This is a genomic window from Ornithinimicrobium cavernae, assembly GCF_003121625.1.
Classification (GTDB): domain Bacteria; phylum Actinomycetota; class Actinomycetes; order Actinomycetales; family Dermatophilaceae; genus Ornithinicoccus; species Ornithinicoccus cavernae.
Genome location: NZ_QDDJ01000021.1, coordinates 1 through 16,574, shown reverse-complemented (window position 1 = coordinate 16,574; position 16,574 = coordinate 1). Strand labels below are relative to the sequence as shown.

General features: G+C 69.1%; 14 protein-coding genes. 10 read left to right on the top strand and 4 right to left on the bottom strand.

All coding sequences use genetic code 11. The features are described from left to right. Window positions 1-67 precede the first annotated feature (67 nt). The 4 genes from dxr to DA085_RS19780 all read left to right on the top strand — a co-directional run bounded on the left by dxr (window position 68) and on the right by DA085_RS19780 (window position 4,690). Complete coding sequence (gene dxr / locus DA085_RS19795) at window positions 68-1,351, top strand: 1-deoxy-D-xylulose-5-phosphate reductoisomerase (protein ID WP_109474726.1); 1,284 nt, start codon at window positions 68-70, stop codon at window positions 1,349-1,351. Then, window positions 1,348-2,673 (top strand): M50 family metallopeptidase, encoded by a 1,326-nt coding sequence (locus DA085_RS19790; protein WP_109474725.1) that lies wholly within the window; start codon window positions 1,348-1,350, stop codon window positions 2,671-2,673. Before dxr ends, DA085_RS19790 begins: the two co-directional genes overlap by 4 nt. Window positions 2,674-2,706: 33 nt before the next feature. Then, the gene (gene ispG / locus DA085_RS19785) at window positions 2,707-3,879 is read left to right on the top strand and encodes a flavodoxin-dependent (E)-4-hydroxy-3-methylbut-2-enyl-diphosphate synthase (RefSeq protein ID WP_109474724.1); all 1,173 of its coding nucleotides are present in this window, start codon (window positions 2,707-2,709) and stop codon (window positions 3,877-3,879) included. Window positions 3,880-3,982: 103 nt separating this feature from the next. After that, window positions 3,983-4,690, top strand: a complete 708-nt coding sequence (locus DA085_RS19780) for a nucleoside/nucleotide kinase family protein (protein ID WP_237565628.1) — start codon at window positions 3,983-3,985, stop codon at window positions 4,688-4,690. 77 nt (window positions 4,691-4,767) lie between these two features. On the opposite strand, the gene glpK is transcribed toward DA085_RS19780, so the two are convergent. The 3 genes from glpK to DA085_RS19765 form a co-directional block, all read right to left on the bottom strand. Beyond that, window positions 4,768-6,306 carry a glycerol kinase GlpK gene (gene glpK / locus DA085_RS19775; protein ID WP_109474723.1) on the bottom strand — a complete coding sequence of 513 codons (1,539 nt, stop codon included), beginning with the start codon at window positions 6,304-6,306 and terminating at the stop codon, window positions 4,768-4,770. Between the two features lie 102 nt (window positions 6,307-6,408). Beyond that, on the bottom strand, window positions 6,409-7,137 hold the full coding sequence (locus tag DA085_RS19770) for an MIP/aquaporin family protein (RefSeq protein ID WP_109474722.1): 729 nt from the start codon (window positions 7,135-7,137) through the stop codon (window positions 6,409-6,411). Between the two features lie 91 nt (window positions 7,138-7,228). Next, the gene (locus DA085_RS19765) at window positions 7,229-8,983 is read right to left on the bottom strand and encodes a glycerol-3-phosphate dehydrogenase/oxidase (RefSeq protein WP_419866526.1); all 1,755 of its coding nucleotides are present in this window, start codon (window positions 8,981-8,983) and stop codon (window positions 7,229-7,231) included. 250 nt (window positions 8,984-9,233) lie between these two features. Here DA085_RS19765 and DA085_RS19760 point away from each other — a divergent pair, with 250 nt between their 5' ends. The 6 genes from DA085_RS19760 (at window position 9,234) to DA085_RS19735 (ending at window position 16,169) form a co-directional block, all read left to right on the top strand. After that, complete coding sequence (locus DA085_RS19760; protein WP_109474720.1) at window positions 9,234-10,076, top strand: GNAT family N-acetyltransferase; 843 nt, start codon at window positions 9,234-9,236, stop codon at window positions 10,074-10,076. A 132-nt stretch (window positions 10,077-10,208) separates the two neighbouring features. Continuing rightward, the gene (locus DA085_RS19755; RefSeq protein WP_109474719.1) at window positions 10,209-11,459 is read left to right on the top strand and encodes an alpha-hydroxy acid oxidase; all 1,251 of its coding nucleotides are present in this window, start codon (window positions 10,209-10,211) and stop codon (window positions 11,457-11,459) included. Between the two features lie 71 nt (window positions 11,460-11,530). Next, the gene (locus tag DA085_RS19750; protein ID WP_109474718.1) at window positions 11,531-12,700 is read left to right on the top strand and encodes an ABC transporter substrate-binding protein; all 1,170 of its coding nucleotides are present in this window, start codon (window positions 11,531-11,533) and stop codon (window positions 12,698-12,700) included. Between the two features lie 44 nt (window positions 12,701-12,744). Next, the gene (locus DA085_RS19745; protein WP_109474717.1) at window positions 12,745-13,620 is read left to right on the top strand and encodes a branched-chain amino acid ABC transporter permease; all 876 of its coding nucleotides are present in this window, start codon (window positions 12,745-12,747) and stop codon (window positions 13,618-13,620) included. Beyond that, window positions 13,621-15,315 (top strand): branched-chain amino acid ABC transporter ATP-binding protein/permease, encoded by a 1,695-nt coding sequence (locus DA085_RS19740; protein WP_109474716.1) that lies wholly within the window; start codon window positions 13,621-13,623, stop codon window positions 15,313-15,315. It begins immediately after the preceding gene. Continuing rightward, the gene (locus tag DA085_RS19735) at window positions 15,312-16,169 is read left to right on the top strand and encodes an ABC transporter ATP-binding protein (RefSeq protein WP_237565627.1); all 858 of its coding nucleotides are present in this window, start codon (window positions 15,312-15,314) and stop codon (window positions 16,167-16,169) included. The genes DA085_RS19740 and DA085_RS19735 overlap by 4 nt, the downstream gene beginning before the upstream one ends. A 93-nt stretch (window positions 16,170-16,262) precedes the next feature. Here DA085_RS19735 and DA085_RS21205 read toward each other — a convergent pair. Beyond that, window positions 16,263-16,574: hypothetical protein (locus DA085_RS21205; protein WP_202619338.1), on the bottom strand; the 312-nt coding region annotated here is incomplete at its 5' end.

Genomic DNA, 16,574 nt, shown 5'->3' with positions numbered 1-16,574 from the left:
GAGGCCTGACAGCCACGCGCGTCGGGGTGACGAGCCTCGGCATACCTCCTCCGGTCACAATGGGACGGTGACCCCACCGCGCACCCTCACCCTGCTGGGCTCCACGGGCTCGATCGGCACCCAGGCGGAGCAGATCGTCCTGGCCAACCCGGGGGCGTTCGTCGTGCGCGCCCTGAGCGCGGCCGGCTCCGACGTCGTCCAGCTGGCCCGTCAGGCGGTGGCTCTCCGGGTGGAGCAGGTGGCGGTGGCCCGCGAGGAGGTGGCTGACGAGCTGACCCGCGCCATCGCGGACCTCAGCGGCCCGGGAGACCGCCGCCCAGAGGTCCTGGCCGGTCCGGAGGCGGCCGTGGTGGTCGCCGGCAACGGTGCGGACGTCGTGCTCAACGGCATCACCGGCAGCATCGGTCTGCGCCCGACCCTGGCCGCGCTGGCTGCCGGCAGCACGCTGGCCCTGGCCAACAAGGAGTCCCTCATCGTCGGCGGATCCCTGGTCACGGCGGCGGCCGCGCCCGGTCAGATCGTGCCGGTCGACTCCGAGCACAGCGCGATCGCCCAGTGTCTTCGCGCAGGACGCGCGGACGAGGTGCGGCGACTGGTGCTGACCGCCAGCGGCGGCCCCTTCCGCGGCCGCAGCAGGTCCGACCTCGCCGAGGTCACGCCGGCGCAGGCGCTCCGGCACCCCAACTTCGCGATGGGGCGCGTGGTGACCACCAACTCGGCGACCCTGGTCAACAAGGGGCTGGAGGTGATCGAGGCCCACCTGCTGTTCGGGATCCCGTTCGCCGACATCGAGGTCGTGGTGCACCCGCAGCAGCAGATCCACTCCATGGTCGAGTTCCACGACGGATCGACGATCGCCCAGGCCGGGCCGCCGCGGATGCTGGTGCCGATCGCGCTGGGCCTGTCCTGGCCGGACCGGCTCCCCGACGTGGACGTGGCCAGCGACTGGAGCACCGCCAGCACCTGGGAGTTCCACCCGCTGGACGACGAGGCCTTCCCCGCGGTGCGGTTGGCGCGGCTGGTCGGCGAGGACGGCGGCACCCACCCGGCCGTGTACAACGCCGCCAACGAGATCTGCGTCGACGCCTTCCACGACGGCACCATCGGCTTCCTCGACATCGTCGACACCGTCGCCAGGGTGGTCGAGGCACACCGGGCCGGCCCCCCGGCCAACGACGGGGCTCGCGTCTCGGGCGAGCGCTCGCGGGGCGGGCCGGCGGTAGAATCGGCGGGGCACGGGAACGATCCAGCGGTGTTGTCGGTTGAGGACGTATTGGCCGCCGACAGGTGGGCCAGAGACCGTGCGCGCGAGATGATCGGACTGTCGTCCCAGGGAGAGAGCCAGCCATGACGTACCTGCTCGGGGTGCTGCTGATGGCTCTCGGCATCGCGCTCTCCATCGCCCTGCACGAGATCGGGCACCTGGTACCTGCCAAGAAGTTCGGGGTCAAGGTCACCCAGTACATGGTCGGCTTCGGCCCGACGATCTGGGCGCGGCGGCGCGGGGAGACCGAGTACGGCATCAAGGCGATCCCGCTGGGCGGCTACGTCCGCATGATCGGGATGTTCCCGCCGCGCCCCCAGGACGGAGGCCGGCTGCGCGCCTCCTCGACGGGACGCTGGAGCCAGATGGCCGAGCAGGCGCGCGCCGAGTCCATGGAGGAGGTCGGCCCCGGCGACGAGGACCGGGTCTTCTACAAGCTGCCGGTCTGGAAGCGCGTCATCATCATGTTCGGCGGGCCACTGATGAACCTGGTCATCGCCGCGGTGGTGCTCACCGGCATCCTCGTCTTCCTGGGTCTGCCCGCCAGCACGCCCAAGATCTCCTCGATCAGTGAGTGTGCGCCCACCGACGTGACCGCGACCGACTGCACCGGTGAGCCTCCCTCGCCGGCGCTGGCCTCCGACCTGGAGGTCGGTGACCGCATCACCCACATCAACGGGGTGCCGGTCGACTCCTGGGCCGAGGCCAGCTATGAGATCCAGAATTCCGGCGAGCAGGCGCTCTTCGTCGTCGAGCGGGCGGGGGAGACGATCCAGATCCCGGCCACCCTGGTCGAGCGGGACCGACCGGTCTACAACGCCGACGGCACCCTGCAGCTGGACGAGGCGGGTGAGCCGGTCATGGAGCCGCGCCGCTACTTCGGTGCCAGTGGCTCGATCGAGTATGCCGCGCGGCCGGTCACCGAGGCCCCCGCCTTCGTCGGTGGTGCCGTCCTGGACACGGCCAGGATCTTCCTGAAGCTTCCGGAGAAGCTGGTCGGCGTCTACCAGGCCGCCTTCGGCAACCAGGAGCGGGACGTCGAGAGCCCGATGTCCGTGGTCGGGGTGGGACGCGTCGCCGGTGAGGTCACCGACGGCTCGCTCGGAGCGCTCACCGACTCGGTCGAGGGCAAGGCCGTCATGCTGCTCTCCCTCCTCGCGTCCCTCAACATCGCGCTGTTCGTGTTCAACCTCGTCCCGCTGCTGCCGCTGGACGGCGGGCACATCGCCGGCGCCCTCTGGGAGGGCGTCAAGAAGGCGTGGGCCCGCGTGCGCGGCCTGCCCGAGCCGGCACCGGTCGACATCGCCAAGGCCCTGCCGATCGCCTACACCGTCGCCCTCGTCCTGGTCGGCATGACCGTGCTGCTGGTCTATGCCGACCTCGTCAACCCCGTCCGGCTCGCCGGATGATGATTCCCGGCCGAGCAAGGAGATACTGAACCCATGACTGCAGGCACCCCCATCGCCCTCGGCATGCCCGCCGCTCCGCCACCGGTCCTCGCTCCGCGGCGCGCGACCCGCAAGATCCGCGTGGGCAAGGTCGAGGTCGGCGGTGACGCGCCGATCTCGGTGCAGTCGATGACGACCACGCCGACGACCGACATCAATGCCACGCTGCAGCAGATCGCCGAGCTGACCGCCACCGGGTGCGACATCGTCCGCGTGGCCGTCCCGAGCCAGGACGACGCCGATGCCCTGCCGGCCATCGCCCGCAAGTCGCAGATCCCGGTCATCGCCGACATCCACTTCCAGCCGCGTTACGTCTTCGCCGCGATCGACGCCGGCTGCGCCGCGGTCCGGGTCAACCCGGGCAACATCCGCAAGTTCGACGACCAGGTCAAGGAGATCGCGCGGGCGGCCAAGGATGCGGGGGTCTCCCTCCGCATCGGCGTCAACGCCGGTTCCCTGGACCCGCGCCTCCTGCAGAAGTACGGCAAGGCCACGGCGGAGGCCCTGGTGGAGTCCGCGGTCTGGGAGGCCTCGCTCTTCGAGGAGCACGACTTCCACGACTTCAAGATCTCCGTCAAGCACAACGACCCGGTGGTGATGGTGCGCGCCTACGAGCTGCTCGCCGAGCGGGGGGACTGGCCGCTGCACCTGGGCGTGACGGAGGCCGGGCCCGCGTTCCAGGGCACCATCAAGTCCGCCACGGCTTTCGGCGCCCTGCTCTCCAAGGGCATCGGCGACACCATCCGGGTGTCCCTCTCCGCGCCCCCTGTGGAGGAGGTCAAGGTCGGCAACCAGATCCTGCAGAGCCTCAACCTGCGGCCGCGCAAGCTGGAGATCGTCTCCTGTCCCTCGTGCGGCCGCGCCCAGGTCGACGTCTATACCCTGGCCGACGAGGTCACCGCCGGACTGGAGGGCCTGGAGGTGCCGCTGCGCGTCGCCGTCATGGGCTGTGTCGTCAACGGCCCCGGTGAGGCGCGCGAGGCCGACCTCGGGGTCGCCTCGGGCAACGGCAAGGGGCAGATCTTCGTCAAGGGCGAGGTCATCAAGACAGTGCCGGAGAGCCAGATCGTCGAGACGCTGATCGAGGAGGCGATGCGGATCGCCGAGGAGATGGGCGAGCCCGTCGACGGCGAGCCCGTCGGCCCTCCCTGGGTCACCGTCGGGTGACTGGTCACCCGACCCTGCAGATGAGGTTCCGGTCCCGACGGAACCGGCCCCACGGCATACGGTCTGGTGCGGACCACGCCATGACCGGGTGGGTGTGCGGCACGTGACCGGGCCCGGGTTCCTGCCCGTCCGGCAGCTCGTCCTGGTCGACCTGCTCGCGATGCTGGTCGCGGTCCGGCCGGGCGAGCGGGCCGTGATCGCGATCGACGGGGTGGACGGTGCAGGCAAGAGCCGGCTGGCCGCCGAGCTGGTCGCGCTCGCGCCCCACGTGGCAGGACGCGAGGTGCGCAGCGTCTCGATCGACGGCTTCCACCATCCGCGGGCCCGGCGGCACGCGCGCGGCAGCGGCCCGGAGACCTTCTACCGGGACAGCTACGACTACGAGGCCTTCCGCGCCAAGGTGCTGCGCCCCTTCCGGGCCGGTCGGGAGTATGTCCCGGCCGTGCACGACGTCACGACCGACCGTGCGGTGGCGCCCGACCCCGTGGAGGCCTCGGCCGATGCGCTGCTGCTGGTGGACGGGATCTTCCTGCGGCGCCCCGAGCTCGCGGGGGAGTGGGATGCCACGCTGATGGTGCTGGTGCCACTGCGGGTCTCGGTGCCGCGCGGGAACGCCCGGTTCCCGAACCGCCCGGCGGGCTCCGACGACCCGGCCCACGAGGCGAACGCCCGCTATGTGGGCGGTCAGAAGCTCTACCTGCAGCAGGCGCGGCTGCACCCGCCCACCTGGATCCTGGACAACACCGATCTCCAGCGGCCGGTGCTCATCGATCCGGACCCGGAGGACCCGCAGTGGCTCGAGCTGCCCTGAGACGGTGACGGACGTGACCGAGCCCGGTCCCGCAGTGCGGGCCGGGCTCGGCGCGGTGGTGGGCCTCCCTGGCGGGATCAGGCCGTCCCGGCCTCCTCGGCGTGCTCCTCGGCGGCCTCGGCGTCCTCGTCCATCCAGTCGAAGGTCTTGGTGACGGCCTTCTTCCACTGACGGTAGAGCCGGTCGCGCTCGGCGTCGGGCATCTTCGGGGACCAGCGGTTGCCCTCGGCCCAGTTGTCGATGACGTCCTGCTCGCCCTTCCAGAAGCCGACCGCGATGCCGGCTGCGTAGGCCGCGCCGAGCGCCGTGGTCTCGGCGACCTTGGGCCGCACGACGTCCACGCCGAGGATGTCGGCCTGGAACTGCATCAGGGTCTCGTTGGCGATCATGCCGCCGTCCACCCGCAGCTCGGACAGGTCGACGCCGGAGTCGGCGTTCATCGCGTCCAGGACCTCACGGGTCTGGAACGCCGTGGCCTCCAGCGAGGCCCTCGCGATGTGGTGCTTGTTGACGTAGCGGGTCAGACCGACGATCGCGCCGCGTGCATCGTCCTTCCAGTAGGGAGCGAAGAGACCGGAGAAGGCGGGCACGATGTAGCAGCCACCGTTGTCATCGACCTCCTTGGCCAGGTCCTCGACCTCGGGCGCCTCCTTGATGAGCCCGAGGTTGTCCCGCAGCCACTGCACCAGTGAGCCGGTGACGGCGATCGAGCCCTCCAGCGCATAGATCGGGTCCTGGTCACCGATCTTGTAGCAGACCGTGGTGAGCAGACCGTTCTCCGAGGGGACGATCTCGGTGCCGGTGTTGAGCAGCATGAAGTTGCCGGTGCCGTAGGTGTTCTTCGACATGCCCTTCTCGAAGCAGGCCTGACCGAAGGTCGCGGCCTGCTGGTCACCGAGGATGCCGGCGATGGGCACCCCGAGCTTGTCGCTCTCGCCGTAGACCTCGGAGGAGGACCGGATCTCGGGCAGCATCGACATAGGGATGCCCATGTCCGAGGCGATGCTCTCGTCCCAGCTGAGGGTCTTCAGGTCCATGAGCATCGTGCGCGAGGCGTTGGTCACGTCCGTGACGTGCACCCCGCCGTTCGGCCCGCCGGTGAGGTTCCACAGGGTCCAGCAGTCGGTGTTGCCGAAGATCAGGTCACCGGCCTCGGCCTTCTCGCGGGCACCCTCGACGTTGTCCAGGATCCACTTGACCTTCGGGCCGGAGAAGTACGTCGCCAGCGGGAGGCCGCAGACGGCCTTGTACTTGTCCGCGCCCTCCTGTCCGCCCAGCTCGGCGACGATCTTGTCGGTGCGTGTGTCCTGCCAGACGATCGCGTTGTAGACGGCCTCGCCGGTGTTCTTGTCCCATACGACGGCGGTCTCGCGCTGGTTCGTGATGCCGATCGCGGCCAGGTCACTGTTGGCCAGGTTGGCCTTGCCGAGGGCCTGACCGATGACCTCGCGGGTGTTGTCCCAGATCTCCGCCGGGTTGTGCTCGACCCACCCCGCCTTCGGGAAGATCTGCTCGTGCTCCTTCTGACCGACCGAGTGGATCTCGCCGGACTTGGTGAACACGATCGCCCGGGTGCTCGTCGTGCCCTGGTCGATCGCGAGTACGTAGTCAGCCATTGCTGAGCTCCTTCACTTCGTTGTGTACGGGATGGGAGGGGGAGTGCGTATGCCGGGTGCTCACCACGGGTGGTGGGCACCCGGCACGTCACGGGGACGGGATCAGCTGATCCCCAGGAACAGCAGCCCGCCGAGCGCACCTCCGAGGAGGGGACCGACGACCGGCACCCAGGAGTAGCTCCAGTCGCTGCTGCCCTTGCCCGGGATGGGCAGGAGGGCGTGGGCGATGCGGGGCCCCAGGTCACGGGCCGGGTTGATCGCGTAGCCGGTGGGGCCACCGAGGCTGGCGCCGATGGAGACCACCAGGAGTGCCACCGCCAGCGGACCCAGGCCCGAGGGGCTGCCGGCGAACATGAGGATGACGAAGATCAGGACGAAGGTGCCCAGCACCTCGGTCACGGTGTTCCACAGCGGGTTGCGGATCTGCGGCCCGGTGGAGAAGACGGCCAGCTTGGTGGCCGGCTCAGCGTCCTCGTCGAAGTGCTGCTTGTGGGCGGCCCACGCGAGCACAGCCCCAAGGAACGCGCCGATCATCTCGGCGGCGAAGTAGGCGATGGTGTTGCCGAAGTTGACCGGGATGGCCTTGCCGGGGTCGTAGAAGTCGGCCCCGCTCGCCGCGAGTCCCAGCGTCACGGCAGGGTTGAGGTGGGCGCCGGTCTTGGCGGCGACGTAGACACCCGCGAAGACCGCGAGGCCCCAGCCGAAGTTGATGAGCAGCCAGCCGCCGTTGAAGCCCTTGTTCTTGGGGAGGATGACGTTGGCGACCACGCCGCAACCCAAGAGGGTCAGCATGGCGGTGCCCATGATCTCGTAGAGGAAGATGTCTCCCATGCGGGTTCTCCATTCTCGTCATTGAGTGGATGTGCGAGGGCAAGCGTGGCAGAAGCGGGTCATGTCGTGCCGTAGGCGCACGCTGTGGTGATCAGGTCCCTTCCGTGCCCAGGGGGAGCATCGGGGTCAGGTCGGGCGCTCGTTCCCTGACTCGCTCGGCGGAGGTGTCGTCGGGCTCGAGGGCCGCCTGCTCCTCGGCCGCGGCCTGGGCGCGGTAGGAAGCGATCTCGCGCTCGCGCCGGGCCTCGTCCCAGCCGAGGACGTTGCCGGCCAGTGTCGCGATCTCCTCGACGGCGGCGAGACCGCGGTCGGCGTACTCGTAGTTGAGGCGGGTGCGCAGGTACATGATGTCCTCCAGGTGGAGGGCACCCTCGTGGCTGGCCGCGTAGGCGATCTCCGCCCGGAGGTAGGCGGGGGCACCTTCGAGGGGGCGACCGAGGGAGGGGTCCTGGCGGATCAGGTCCACCAGCTCGGTCAGTAGCGACCCGTAGCGGTGCAGGAGGTGGTCGACGATCTGCTCCGACCAACCGAACTCCTGGCGCCAGTGGGCAGCCTGCCGGCGCACGGCCTTCTCTCCCTCGGCCCCGACGAGCGGGATCTCGTGGGTGATGCTCGGGGTCTGGATGGCGTGCCCGCCGAGGGCGAAGTCGACGGCGTCCTTGGCCATGACCCGGTAGGTCGTGAGCTTGCCGCCGGCGATGATGGTCAGGCCGGGCGCGGGGCTGGCCACGGTGTGTTCGCGGCTCACCTTGGCCGAGTTGGTGCCCTCCTTCGTGCCCGGTTGCAGGAGCGGGCGGAGCCCGGCGTAGGAGCCGATGACGTCATCGCGCGTGAGCTGGGTGGTGAGCACCTCGTTGGCGTGCTCGAGGACGTAGTCGATGTCCGTGCTGGTGGGGACTGGGTGCTGCGGGTCGAGTTCCCAGGGCGTGTCGGTGGTGCCGAGGATCCAGTAGCGCGACCAGGGGATGAAGAAGAGCACGGACTTCTCGGTCTGGAGGAACAGGCCGGAGGTGCCCTTGATGCGCTCGCGCGGGATCACGAGGTGGATGCCCTTGGAGGCCAGCACCCGCAGGCCGCCGCTGGTGTCGGCCAGCGTCTCGGTGTCCTCGGTCCAGACTCCTGTGGCGTTGATGACGTGGCGGGCCCGTGCCGTGATCTGCTCACCCGTCTCCAGGTCCCGCAGGACCGCACCGTTGACCCGCCCTGCCTCGTCCTTGGTGAGCTTGGTGACCTGGGTCCGGCTGGCAGCGTGGGCGCCGTAGGTGGTGGCCGTGCGGATCAGGGTGGCCACGAGGCGTGCGTCGTCGACCGTTGCGTCCCAGTACTTCACGGCGCCGATGGCCGTGTCGTGCTTCAGGTCCGGGAACTGCTTCAGCATCCCCTTGCGGGTGGTGTGCTGGTGGATGGGCAGCGCGCGCCGGCCCGGCATGAGGTTGGCCAGCAGGTCGTAGAGGGTGACTCCGGCGCCGTAGTACGCGCGCTGCCAGATTCGGTGCTCCAACGGGATCAGGAAGGCCATCGGCTTGACCAGGTGCGGTGCGATCCTGCTCAGCAGCAGACCACGCTCGGTGAGCGCCTCGTGCACCAGCTTGAAGTCGAGCATCTGCAGGTAGCGCAGGCCGCCGTGGACCAGCTTCGTCGAGCGGGAGGACGTGCCCGAGGCCCAGTCCTGGGCCTCGACGACGACCGTCGACAGCCCGCGGGTCACCGCGTCCAGTGCCGTGCCGGCACCGGTCACCCCGCCGCCGATGACGAGGACATCGATCTCGGCCCCGTCCCGGCCGCTGTCGGCGAGCGCGGCCAGAGCGGCCTGCCTGCTCTCCATGGTCAAGGGGCGTGGCTGCACTGGCTTCTCCCTGCGTTGCGGTGACCGTCTGCACCGATCCTCGCCCTCCCCGACCCCACTGCGCAACCGCGAACTGCTCCTTGTCGGGTCGCCCTGCCTCCGGTGCGTGACCACGGACGGCTCCGCCGGTGGTCGTCCTGCCTCCGGTGGTGACCACGGACGGCTCCGTCGGTGGTCGTCCCGTCCCCGGCGCGCTACCACCGACACTCCACCTGCGGCTCTCCGGTCCGTGAGTCGGTACCCTGTGAGGATGCTGCGCATGCCGGCCCCGGTGCGTGGGCTGGGGTTGTCGGACGCGACCCGTGCCCTGGAGATCTGCGGTCGTGACCCCGTGACGAACGTCTTCGTCGCCGCCCGGATCCTGGAGGGCGGCCTCGGCGGTGGCCGCAACTCAGTGCTCGGCTACGAGCGCGACGGCCGGGCGGGGCTGTGCTGGACGTCCGCGAACGTGGTGCCCGTCGAGGTGGACGAGGACATGGTCGAGCCCCTTGCGGCCAAGGTCGTCAAGCGACGGGCCTGGGCCTCCTCGCTGTTCGGTCCGGTCGACCAGGTGCTGCCGCTCTGGGAGAGGCTCGCCCCCCAGTGGGGCCCCGCGCGAGAGGTGCGCCACAACCAGCCCGTCCTGACGACCACCACGCCTCCTGCTCTGGTCGGCGTCCCGCTGGATCACGCGGTGCGGCCCGCCACCATCGAGGAGGTCGACCTGGTGGTCCCCGCGGCCGCTGCGATGTTCACCGAGGAGATCGGCTACCCGCCCTACCGCGGCTCGGACCGGGCCTACCGCCTGTCCGTCGGGGCACTGGTCCGGGACGGCAGGTCGCTGGTCCGGATCGAGGACGGCCAGGTGATCTTCAAGGCGGACATCGGCAGTGTCGCGCTGGACGTCGCCCAGATCCAGGGGGTGTGGGTGCATCCCCGGTGGCGGGGGCGCGGTGTCGCTGTGCCGGCGATGGCCGCTGTGGTTGACCATGTGCTCCGGCACGTGGCGCCCACCGTGACGCTCTATGTCAACGACTACAACGCCCCCGCGCTCGCCACCTACCGCCACGTCGGGTTCGTCCAGACCGGCACCTTTGCGACCGTGCTGCTCTGAGTCCCGGGTCACGATCCGGCCACAGAGCGCCGGGTTGGCAAGGTTCTGGTAAGGCCGAGGGCTAAGATCCCCGAGGAACTATTCACGTTTCTGCATGGATATGCAGGCAAAAAGGAAGTGCAGGACGCCCAGATGGCACGGGTTCAGCGGCGACTCCCCAGGATCGAGGAGCTCCGACCACTGGTCAGGGTGGAGCGACCCACCCTGCAGCGCACCCGACGCGCCCTGGAGCGAGCCAACACGATCGAGGACCTCCGACACCTCGCCCGCCGCCGGACGCCCAACTCGGCCTTTGACTATGTCGATGGTGCCGCGGAGAGCGAGGTCAGCCTGACCCGCGCCCGGGAGGCGTTCGGGCGGGTGGAGTTCCGGCCGCGCGTGTTGCGCGACGTGTCGCAGATCCAGACCGCCGTGAGCATCCTGGACGTGACCAGTCCGATCCCGCTCATCCTGGCGCCCACCGGCTTCACGCGGATGATGCAGCACGAGGGGGAGCGAGCCGTGGGGCGCGCGGCGGCCGCAGCTGGGATCCCTTACACGCTGTCCACGATGGGCACGGTCTCGGTCGAGGACCTGGCGACAGACGTCCCCGACGTGCAGCGCTGGTTCCAGCTCTACCTCTGGCAGGACCGGGAAGCCTCTCTGGCGCTCATGGGGCGGGCCCGGGACGCGGGCTACTCGACCCTGGTCCTGACCGTCGACACCTGCGTGGGCGGCGAGCGGCTGCGCGACGTGCGCAATGGCATGACGATCCCGCCGCAGCTCACTCCACGGACGCTGACGGACATGGCTCTTCACCCACGCTGGTGGGCGAACCTGCTGACCACGGCGCCGTTGGAGTTCGCCTCCCTGCGGGGCACGGGTGGCACGGTCGAGCAGCTCATCAACCGGATGTTCGACCCGACCCTGAACACCCGCGACCTGGTGTGGCTCAGGGACAACTGGCCCGGGGCCATCGTGCTCAAGGGCATCCAGAACGTCGAGGACGCCAAGGAGTTCGTGGACCTGGGGGTCGACGGGCTGATCGTGTCCAACCACGGCGGCCGTCAGCTGGACCGTTCGGTGACGCCGCTCGAGGTGCTTCCAGGGATCGCAGCCGCCGTGGGTGGCCGCGTCCCTGTTCTGCTCGACACCGGGGTGATGCACGGCGGCGACATCGTCGCGGCCGTCGCCAACGGTGCCGACGCCGTCATGGTGGGCCGCGCCTACCTCTACGGTCTGATGGCCGGCGGTGAGGCAGGCGTCGCCCGGGCCCTCGACATACTCACGACGCAGTTCCAGCGGACCATGCGCCTGCTCGGCGTCACCTCGCTGGACCAGCTCACGCCCGACCGTGCCGTGCTCCACCCCGCCGGCCCGCCTGCTCCCGCCCACTACGCCTGACCGTGCCTCTGACGTCTCACCACGTCCACGACAGACCACCCACCGACGCCTAACCCCTGGAGGAAGTACCAATGCGCACCAATCTGTTCACACTCACCGCCGCGGCCGGGGCCCTCGCACTGGCCCTGACCGCCTGTGGCTCCGATGATGGTGGCGGTTCCGATGCCGCCCTCGTGGGCGAGGGCACGGGAGACGACTGCGTCATCGAGGCCGAGGTGCCGGTCGGCGCTGCCCTCTCGCTCACCGGTGCCGCTGCCTCCTACGGGGAGTCCCAGCAGAACGGGCTCAAGCTTGCCGCGGAGCATCTCAACGAGAAGGAGGGCGTCACCTACGCCCTGACCGTCGAGGACGACCAGACCGACCCCAAGCAGGGAATCTCCCTCTTCGAGACCTTCGCGGGCGATGGCACCAGCGTCATCATCGGCCCCACTCTGTCCAACACGGCCTTCCAGGCACAGCCGATCGCCCAGGATGAGGGCGTTCCTGTGCTCGCCATCTCCAACACCGCGGCCGGCATCACCGAGCAGGGTGACTACATCTTCCGCGACTCCCTCACCGAGGGTCAGGTCATCCCGCAGACCGTGGCTACGTCCGTCGAGACCTATGGTCTCGAGAACGTCATCGTCATGTACTCCAACGACGACGCGTTCACGGAGTCCGGCTACGAGGTCATGGCCTCGTCCCTCGAGGAGGAGGGCGTCACCGTCCTGGAGACGCTCACCTTCTCCAAGGCGGACACGGACTTCCGTGCCCTGCTCACCGAGGCCAAGAACGCCGAGCCGGACGCCATCTTCGTCTCCGGCCTCATCGAGGCGGCCATCCCGCTGGTCACCCAGGCCCGCGAGCTCGGCATCGAGGTGCCCATCATCGGTGGCAACGGGTTCAACAACCCCCAGCTGATGACCGACGCCGGCGAGGCCTCCGAGGGTGTCGTCGTGGGTGCAGCCTGGAACTCCGCCTCCGACAACCCGGAGAACGCCGCCTTCCTGGAGGCCTACGAGACCGAGTTCGGCTCGCAGCCCGACCAGTTCGCCGCGCAGGCCTACACCGGCATGATGCTGATCGACCACGCGGTGCGCGAGCAGTGCTCCGCAGAGCGTGACGCGATCAAGGCCGGTCTCGGCAACATCTCGGAGGTGCCGTCCGTGCTCGGCACCATCAGCATCAACGAGAACCGCGACGCCGAGCACCCGGCTGTCGTCCAGGTCGTCAAGGACGGCAAGTTCACCGTCCTGAACTGATCCACCCGCTCCCTACCCCTGACCCCTGACGGAGGCGGACACCCATGCAGCAACTGCTCAACGGACTGTTCATCGGGTCCATCTACGCGCTGTTCGCGATCGGCTTCACGCTGGTCTTCGGCGTGCTGGACCGGCTGAACCTGGCGCACCCCGCGGTGTTCGCCGTGTCCGCCTTCGTCGGGATCGAGCTGGTCGAGGTCGCGGGGCTGTCGATCTGGCTCACCCTGCCGATCGTCTTCGTGGTCGGCGGACTGTTAGGCATCATCATCGAACGGGTCGCGTTCCGGCCCCTGAAGAACAGACCCGACGCCCACTTCGCGGGGTTGATCTCCTCGATCGCGCTGGCCGGCATGTTCATCGCGCTGCTCCAGTGGCGCTACGGGCCCAACACACGTCGGTTCCCGGCCGACTCGTTCCCGAGCACCACGTTCACTATCTTCGGTGCGCAGGTCACCTTGTTGCAGGTGGCGATCCTTGTGATCTCGGTGGTGCTGATGGTCGCGCTGGCCCTGCTCGTGGCCCGATCCAGGCTCGGCCGTGGCATGCGTGCCATCGCCGAGAACCCGACGGCGGCACGGGTCCTGGGCATCAACGTGGACCGGGTCACCATGACGACCTTCGCGATCTCCTCTGCCCTCGGTGCCGTGGCCGGTGCGCTCTTCGCGATGAACGTCAACAGTGCCCAGCTCGGTATGGGCAGCGCGATCGAGCTGAAGGGACTTGCGGTCATCATCGTCGGCGGCATGGGGTCGCTCCCCGGCGCGCTGGTCGGCGGTCTGCTGCTGGGCCTGGCGGAGGTGTTCGCGGTGCAGTACCTCTCGTCGAGCTGGCGTGACCTGGTGGCCTTCGGTCTCCTCTTCCTGATCCTGCTGGTCCGCCCGCAGGGACTCTTCGGAGCACGGAAGGTGCGGGAGGTCTGAGTGTTCACTGAGTCCACCTTCGTCTTCATCGCCCTCGGCGCGATCTTCGCCTACTCCTTCTACGCCGTCCTGGTGGCCGGACAGCTGAGCCTCGGTCAGGCGGGCTTCGCCTCCCTGGCGGCCTTCACCGCGGCAACGCTGGCACCCTCACCCAAGGACGTCGGTGACCTGCCGGCCCTGCTGATCGCGATCGTCATCGGGATGAGCGTAGGCGCGCTGACGGCGGTGATCCTCGGTCTGCCGACGATGCGCCTGCGCGGCGTCTTCCTGGCGATAGCGACGCTCGCATTCGCCGAGGCGGTCCGCATCCTGATCATCAACATGGGGTGGACCGGCGGCGCCCAGGGCATGTCGGTGCCCAAGGTGGTCGAGCCGTGGATGGCGTGGGTGATCCTCGCACTGGTGGCCTACTGGTTCTGGCGTCAGGCACCTTCCCGCTACGGTCGGGCCCTGGAGGCGATCCGCGAGGACGAGCTCGCCGCCCGAGCCATGGGGATCGACGTCGGTGGGCACCGGCTGTCGGCCTTCGTCTCCGCCGGCGCGATCGCTGGCCTCTACGGTGTCCTGTGGGCCTACTACGTCCGCCTGCTCGCACCAGAGGACTTCGGTTTCACCAAGGCGATCGACGGCCTGGTCACGGCCGTGGTCGGAGGTTCGACGACTTTCTTCGGCCCGTTGTTGGGCAGCGTCTTCCTCGAGATGATCCCCGAGGTCCAACGGGCCATCGGCATCGAGGCCGGATGGATCCGCCCCTTCCTTGCGGGCCTGCTGATGCTGCTCGTCATCCTGTTCCTGCCCGGTGGCCTGGCGAGCCTCTTGCCGCGACGGACGCTGCGACTGGTGTCCGGCACTGCGATCGACGCGGATCCCGAGGGGGCGCTCGGTGGACTCGCGCAACGGATCCATCCCGCGCAGGGCGAGACGGTGGTCGACCTGGTCGGCCTCGGCAAGGACTACGGCGGTGTCCATGCCAACAAGGACATCGACCTCCACATCACCGGCGGTGAGGTGATCGGTCTGATCGGGCCCAACGGTGCCGGCAAGACCACGCTGGTCAACATGATCAGTGGCCTGAGCAAGCCCACCTCCGGGACCGCCGAGGTGCTCGGCCTGCGACCGGGAAAGGCAGCGGTCCACAAGGTCGCGGCCGCGGGTGTGAGCCGGACGTTCCAGCACTCCAAGCTCTTCGCCCGCCTCTCCGCCCTGGAGAACGTCATGGTCGGTGGCCACCTTGTCGGCAAGCCAACCTTCCTGCGGCGATTGCTGTGGCTGCCGTCGGCCCGCCGCGACGAGCGTCGACTGGTGCTGCACGCCGCTCGCTGTCTTGAGCGCGTGGGGCTGGCCGGGAAGGAGAGCACTGCTGCGTCTGCTCTCTCCTACGGCGACCAGCGACGGCTGGAGATCGCACGCGCCCTCGCGTCCGACCCGTCACTGCTGATCCTGGACGAGCCCGCCGCGGGTATGAACCACGTGGAGGCGGACGCTCTCTCCGCGCTGATCGGGTCGCTCGCCCAGGACGGCCTCACCATCCTTCTCATCGAGCACAACGTCGGCATGGTGATGAAGACCTGTAGCCGCATTGTCGTGCTCAACTTCGGCGAGGTCATTGCGACCGGTACGCCTGATGAGATCGCCAACAACCCCGCTGTCGTCGAGGCCTACCTCGGCAGCGCCGAGCCGGAGGACGCATCGTGAGCGAGCCCGCCGAGACCGAGTCGCCGATGCCTGAGCGGGGCGCTGCCGGGACCGAGTCGCCCATGCCTGAGCGGGACGCTGCCGGGACCAAGTCCACGTCCCACCCGTCTGCAGCCACTCCGACTGATGACAGCCGCTCTGCGGCTGACGGGTCTGAGGCGATCCTCGTGGTCCGGGACCTTGTGGTGACGTATGGGCGCGTCGAAGCCGTCCGTGGCGTCTCGTTCGAGGCGGGTGCCGGGGCGCTCATCACTCTGGTCGGAGCGAACGGCGCGGGGAAGTCCTCCATCATCAACGCGGTCTCCGGCATTGTGCGGCCCAGGTCCGGCACGATCCTCTTCGAGGGCCGCGACATCACCCGCGTGCCTGCTCACAAGCTGGTCGGCCAAGGATTGGTCCAGGTCCCCGAGGGACGACAGGTGCTGGGAACACTGACGATCCACGAGAACCTGCAGCTCGGCACCTGGCACTCGGGCGACACGGCGGCGATCGCGGAGGTGTATGACCGGTTCCCGGTCCTCGCGGAACGCCGGGACCTGCCCGCGGGAGCGCTGTCTGGGGGAGAGCAGCAGATGCTGGCTATCGGCCGGGCACTGGTCGCGCGCCCCCGACTGATCCTGCTCGATGAGCCATCGATGGGTCTCGCGCCGAAGATCGTCGACGAGGTCTTCCGGGTCATCCAGGAGATCCGCGCCTCCGGGACCACAGTTGTCCTCATCGAGCAGAATGCTCGCCGCGCCCTCCAGGCGGCAGATCATGGCTATGTGCTGTCTAGCGGCGAGATCGCTCATCAGGGGCCGGCCGCCGAACTGCTGGCTGATGACCGTGTGGTCCAGGCCTACCTGGGGGTCTAGCAAGAAGGACGCCCGTTGCCCCGAGCTCTCCTCGACGGAGGCACTGAACGTCTCCCGGGACGAGTGTGCAACGCCCTGCTTAGGGCTACTTCCTTAGAACGGTGGTGGGGCGTCGGGGTCTTGTGTCCAGGGGGTGGTCGGGAGGTCGCTGTTGGGTGTGGCGGTCGGGCCGCCGGTGCCGTTGCTGTCGCTGTCGTGGTTGTCCGGGCCGCTGGACACGCTGTCGGTGCTGTCGGTGTCGTCGGTCGTGCTGGACGCGTGGTGGCGGTCGTGTTCGGCGCGGGTGGTGTGGGGGTCGGGGTGGTAGGTGCGGCGCCCGTTCTGGGGGGTGTGGGTGAGGGTGATCTGGTCCCAGCTGGTGAACTGTTGCTCGGTGTCCCAGGGGTCGTCATCGGCGGCGGCGAG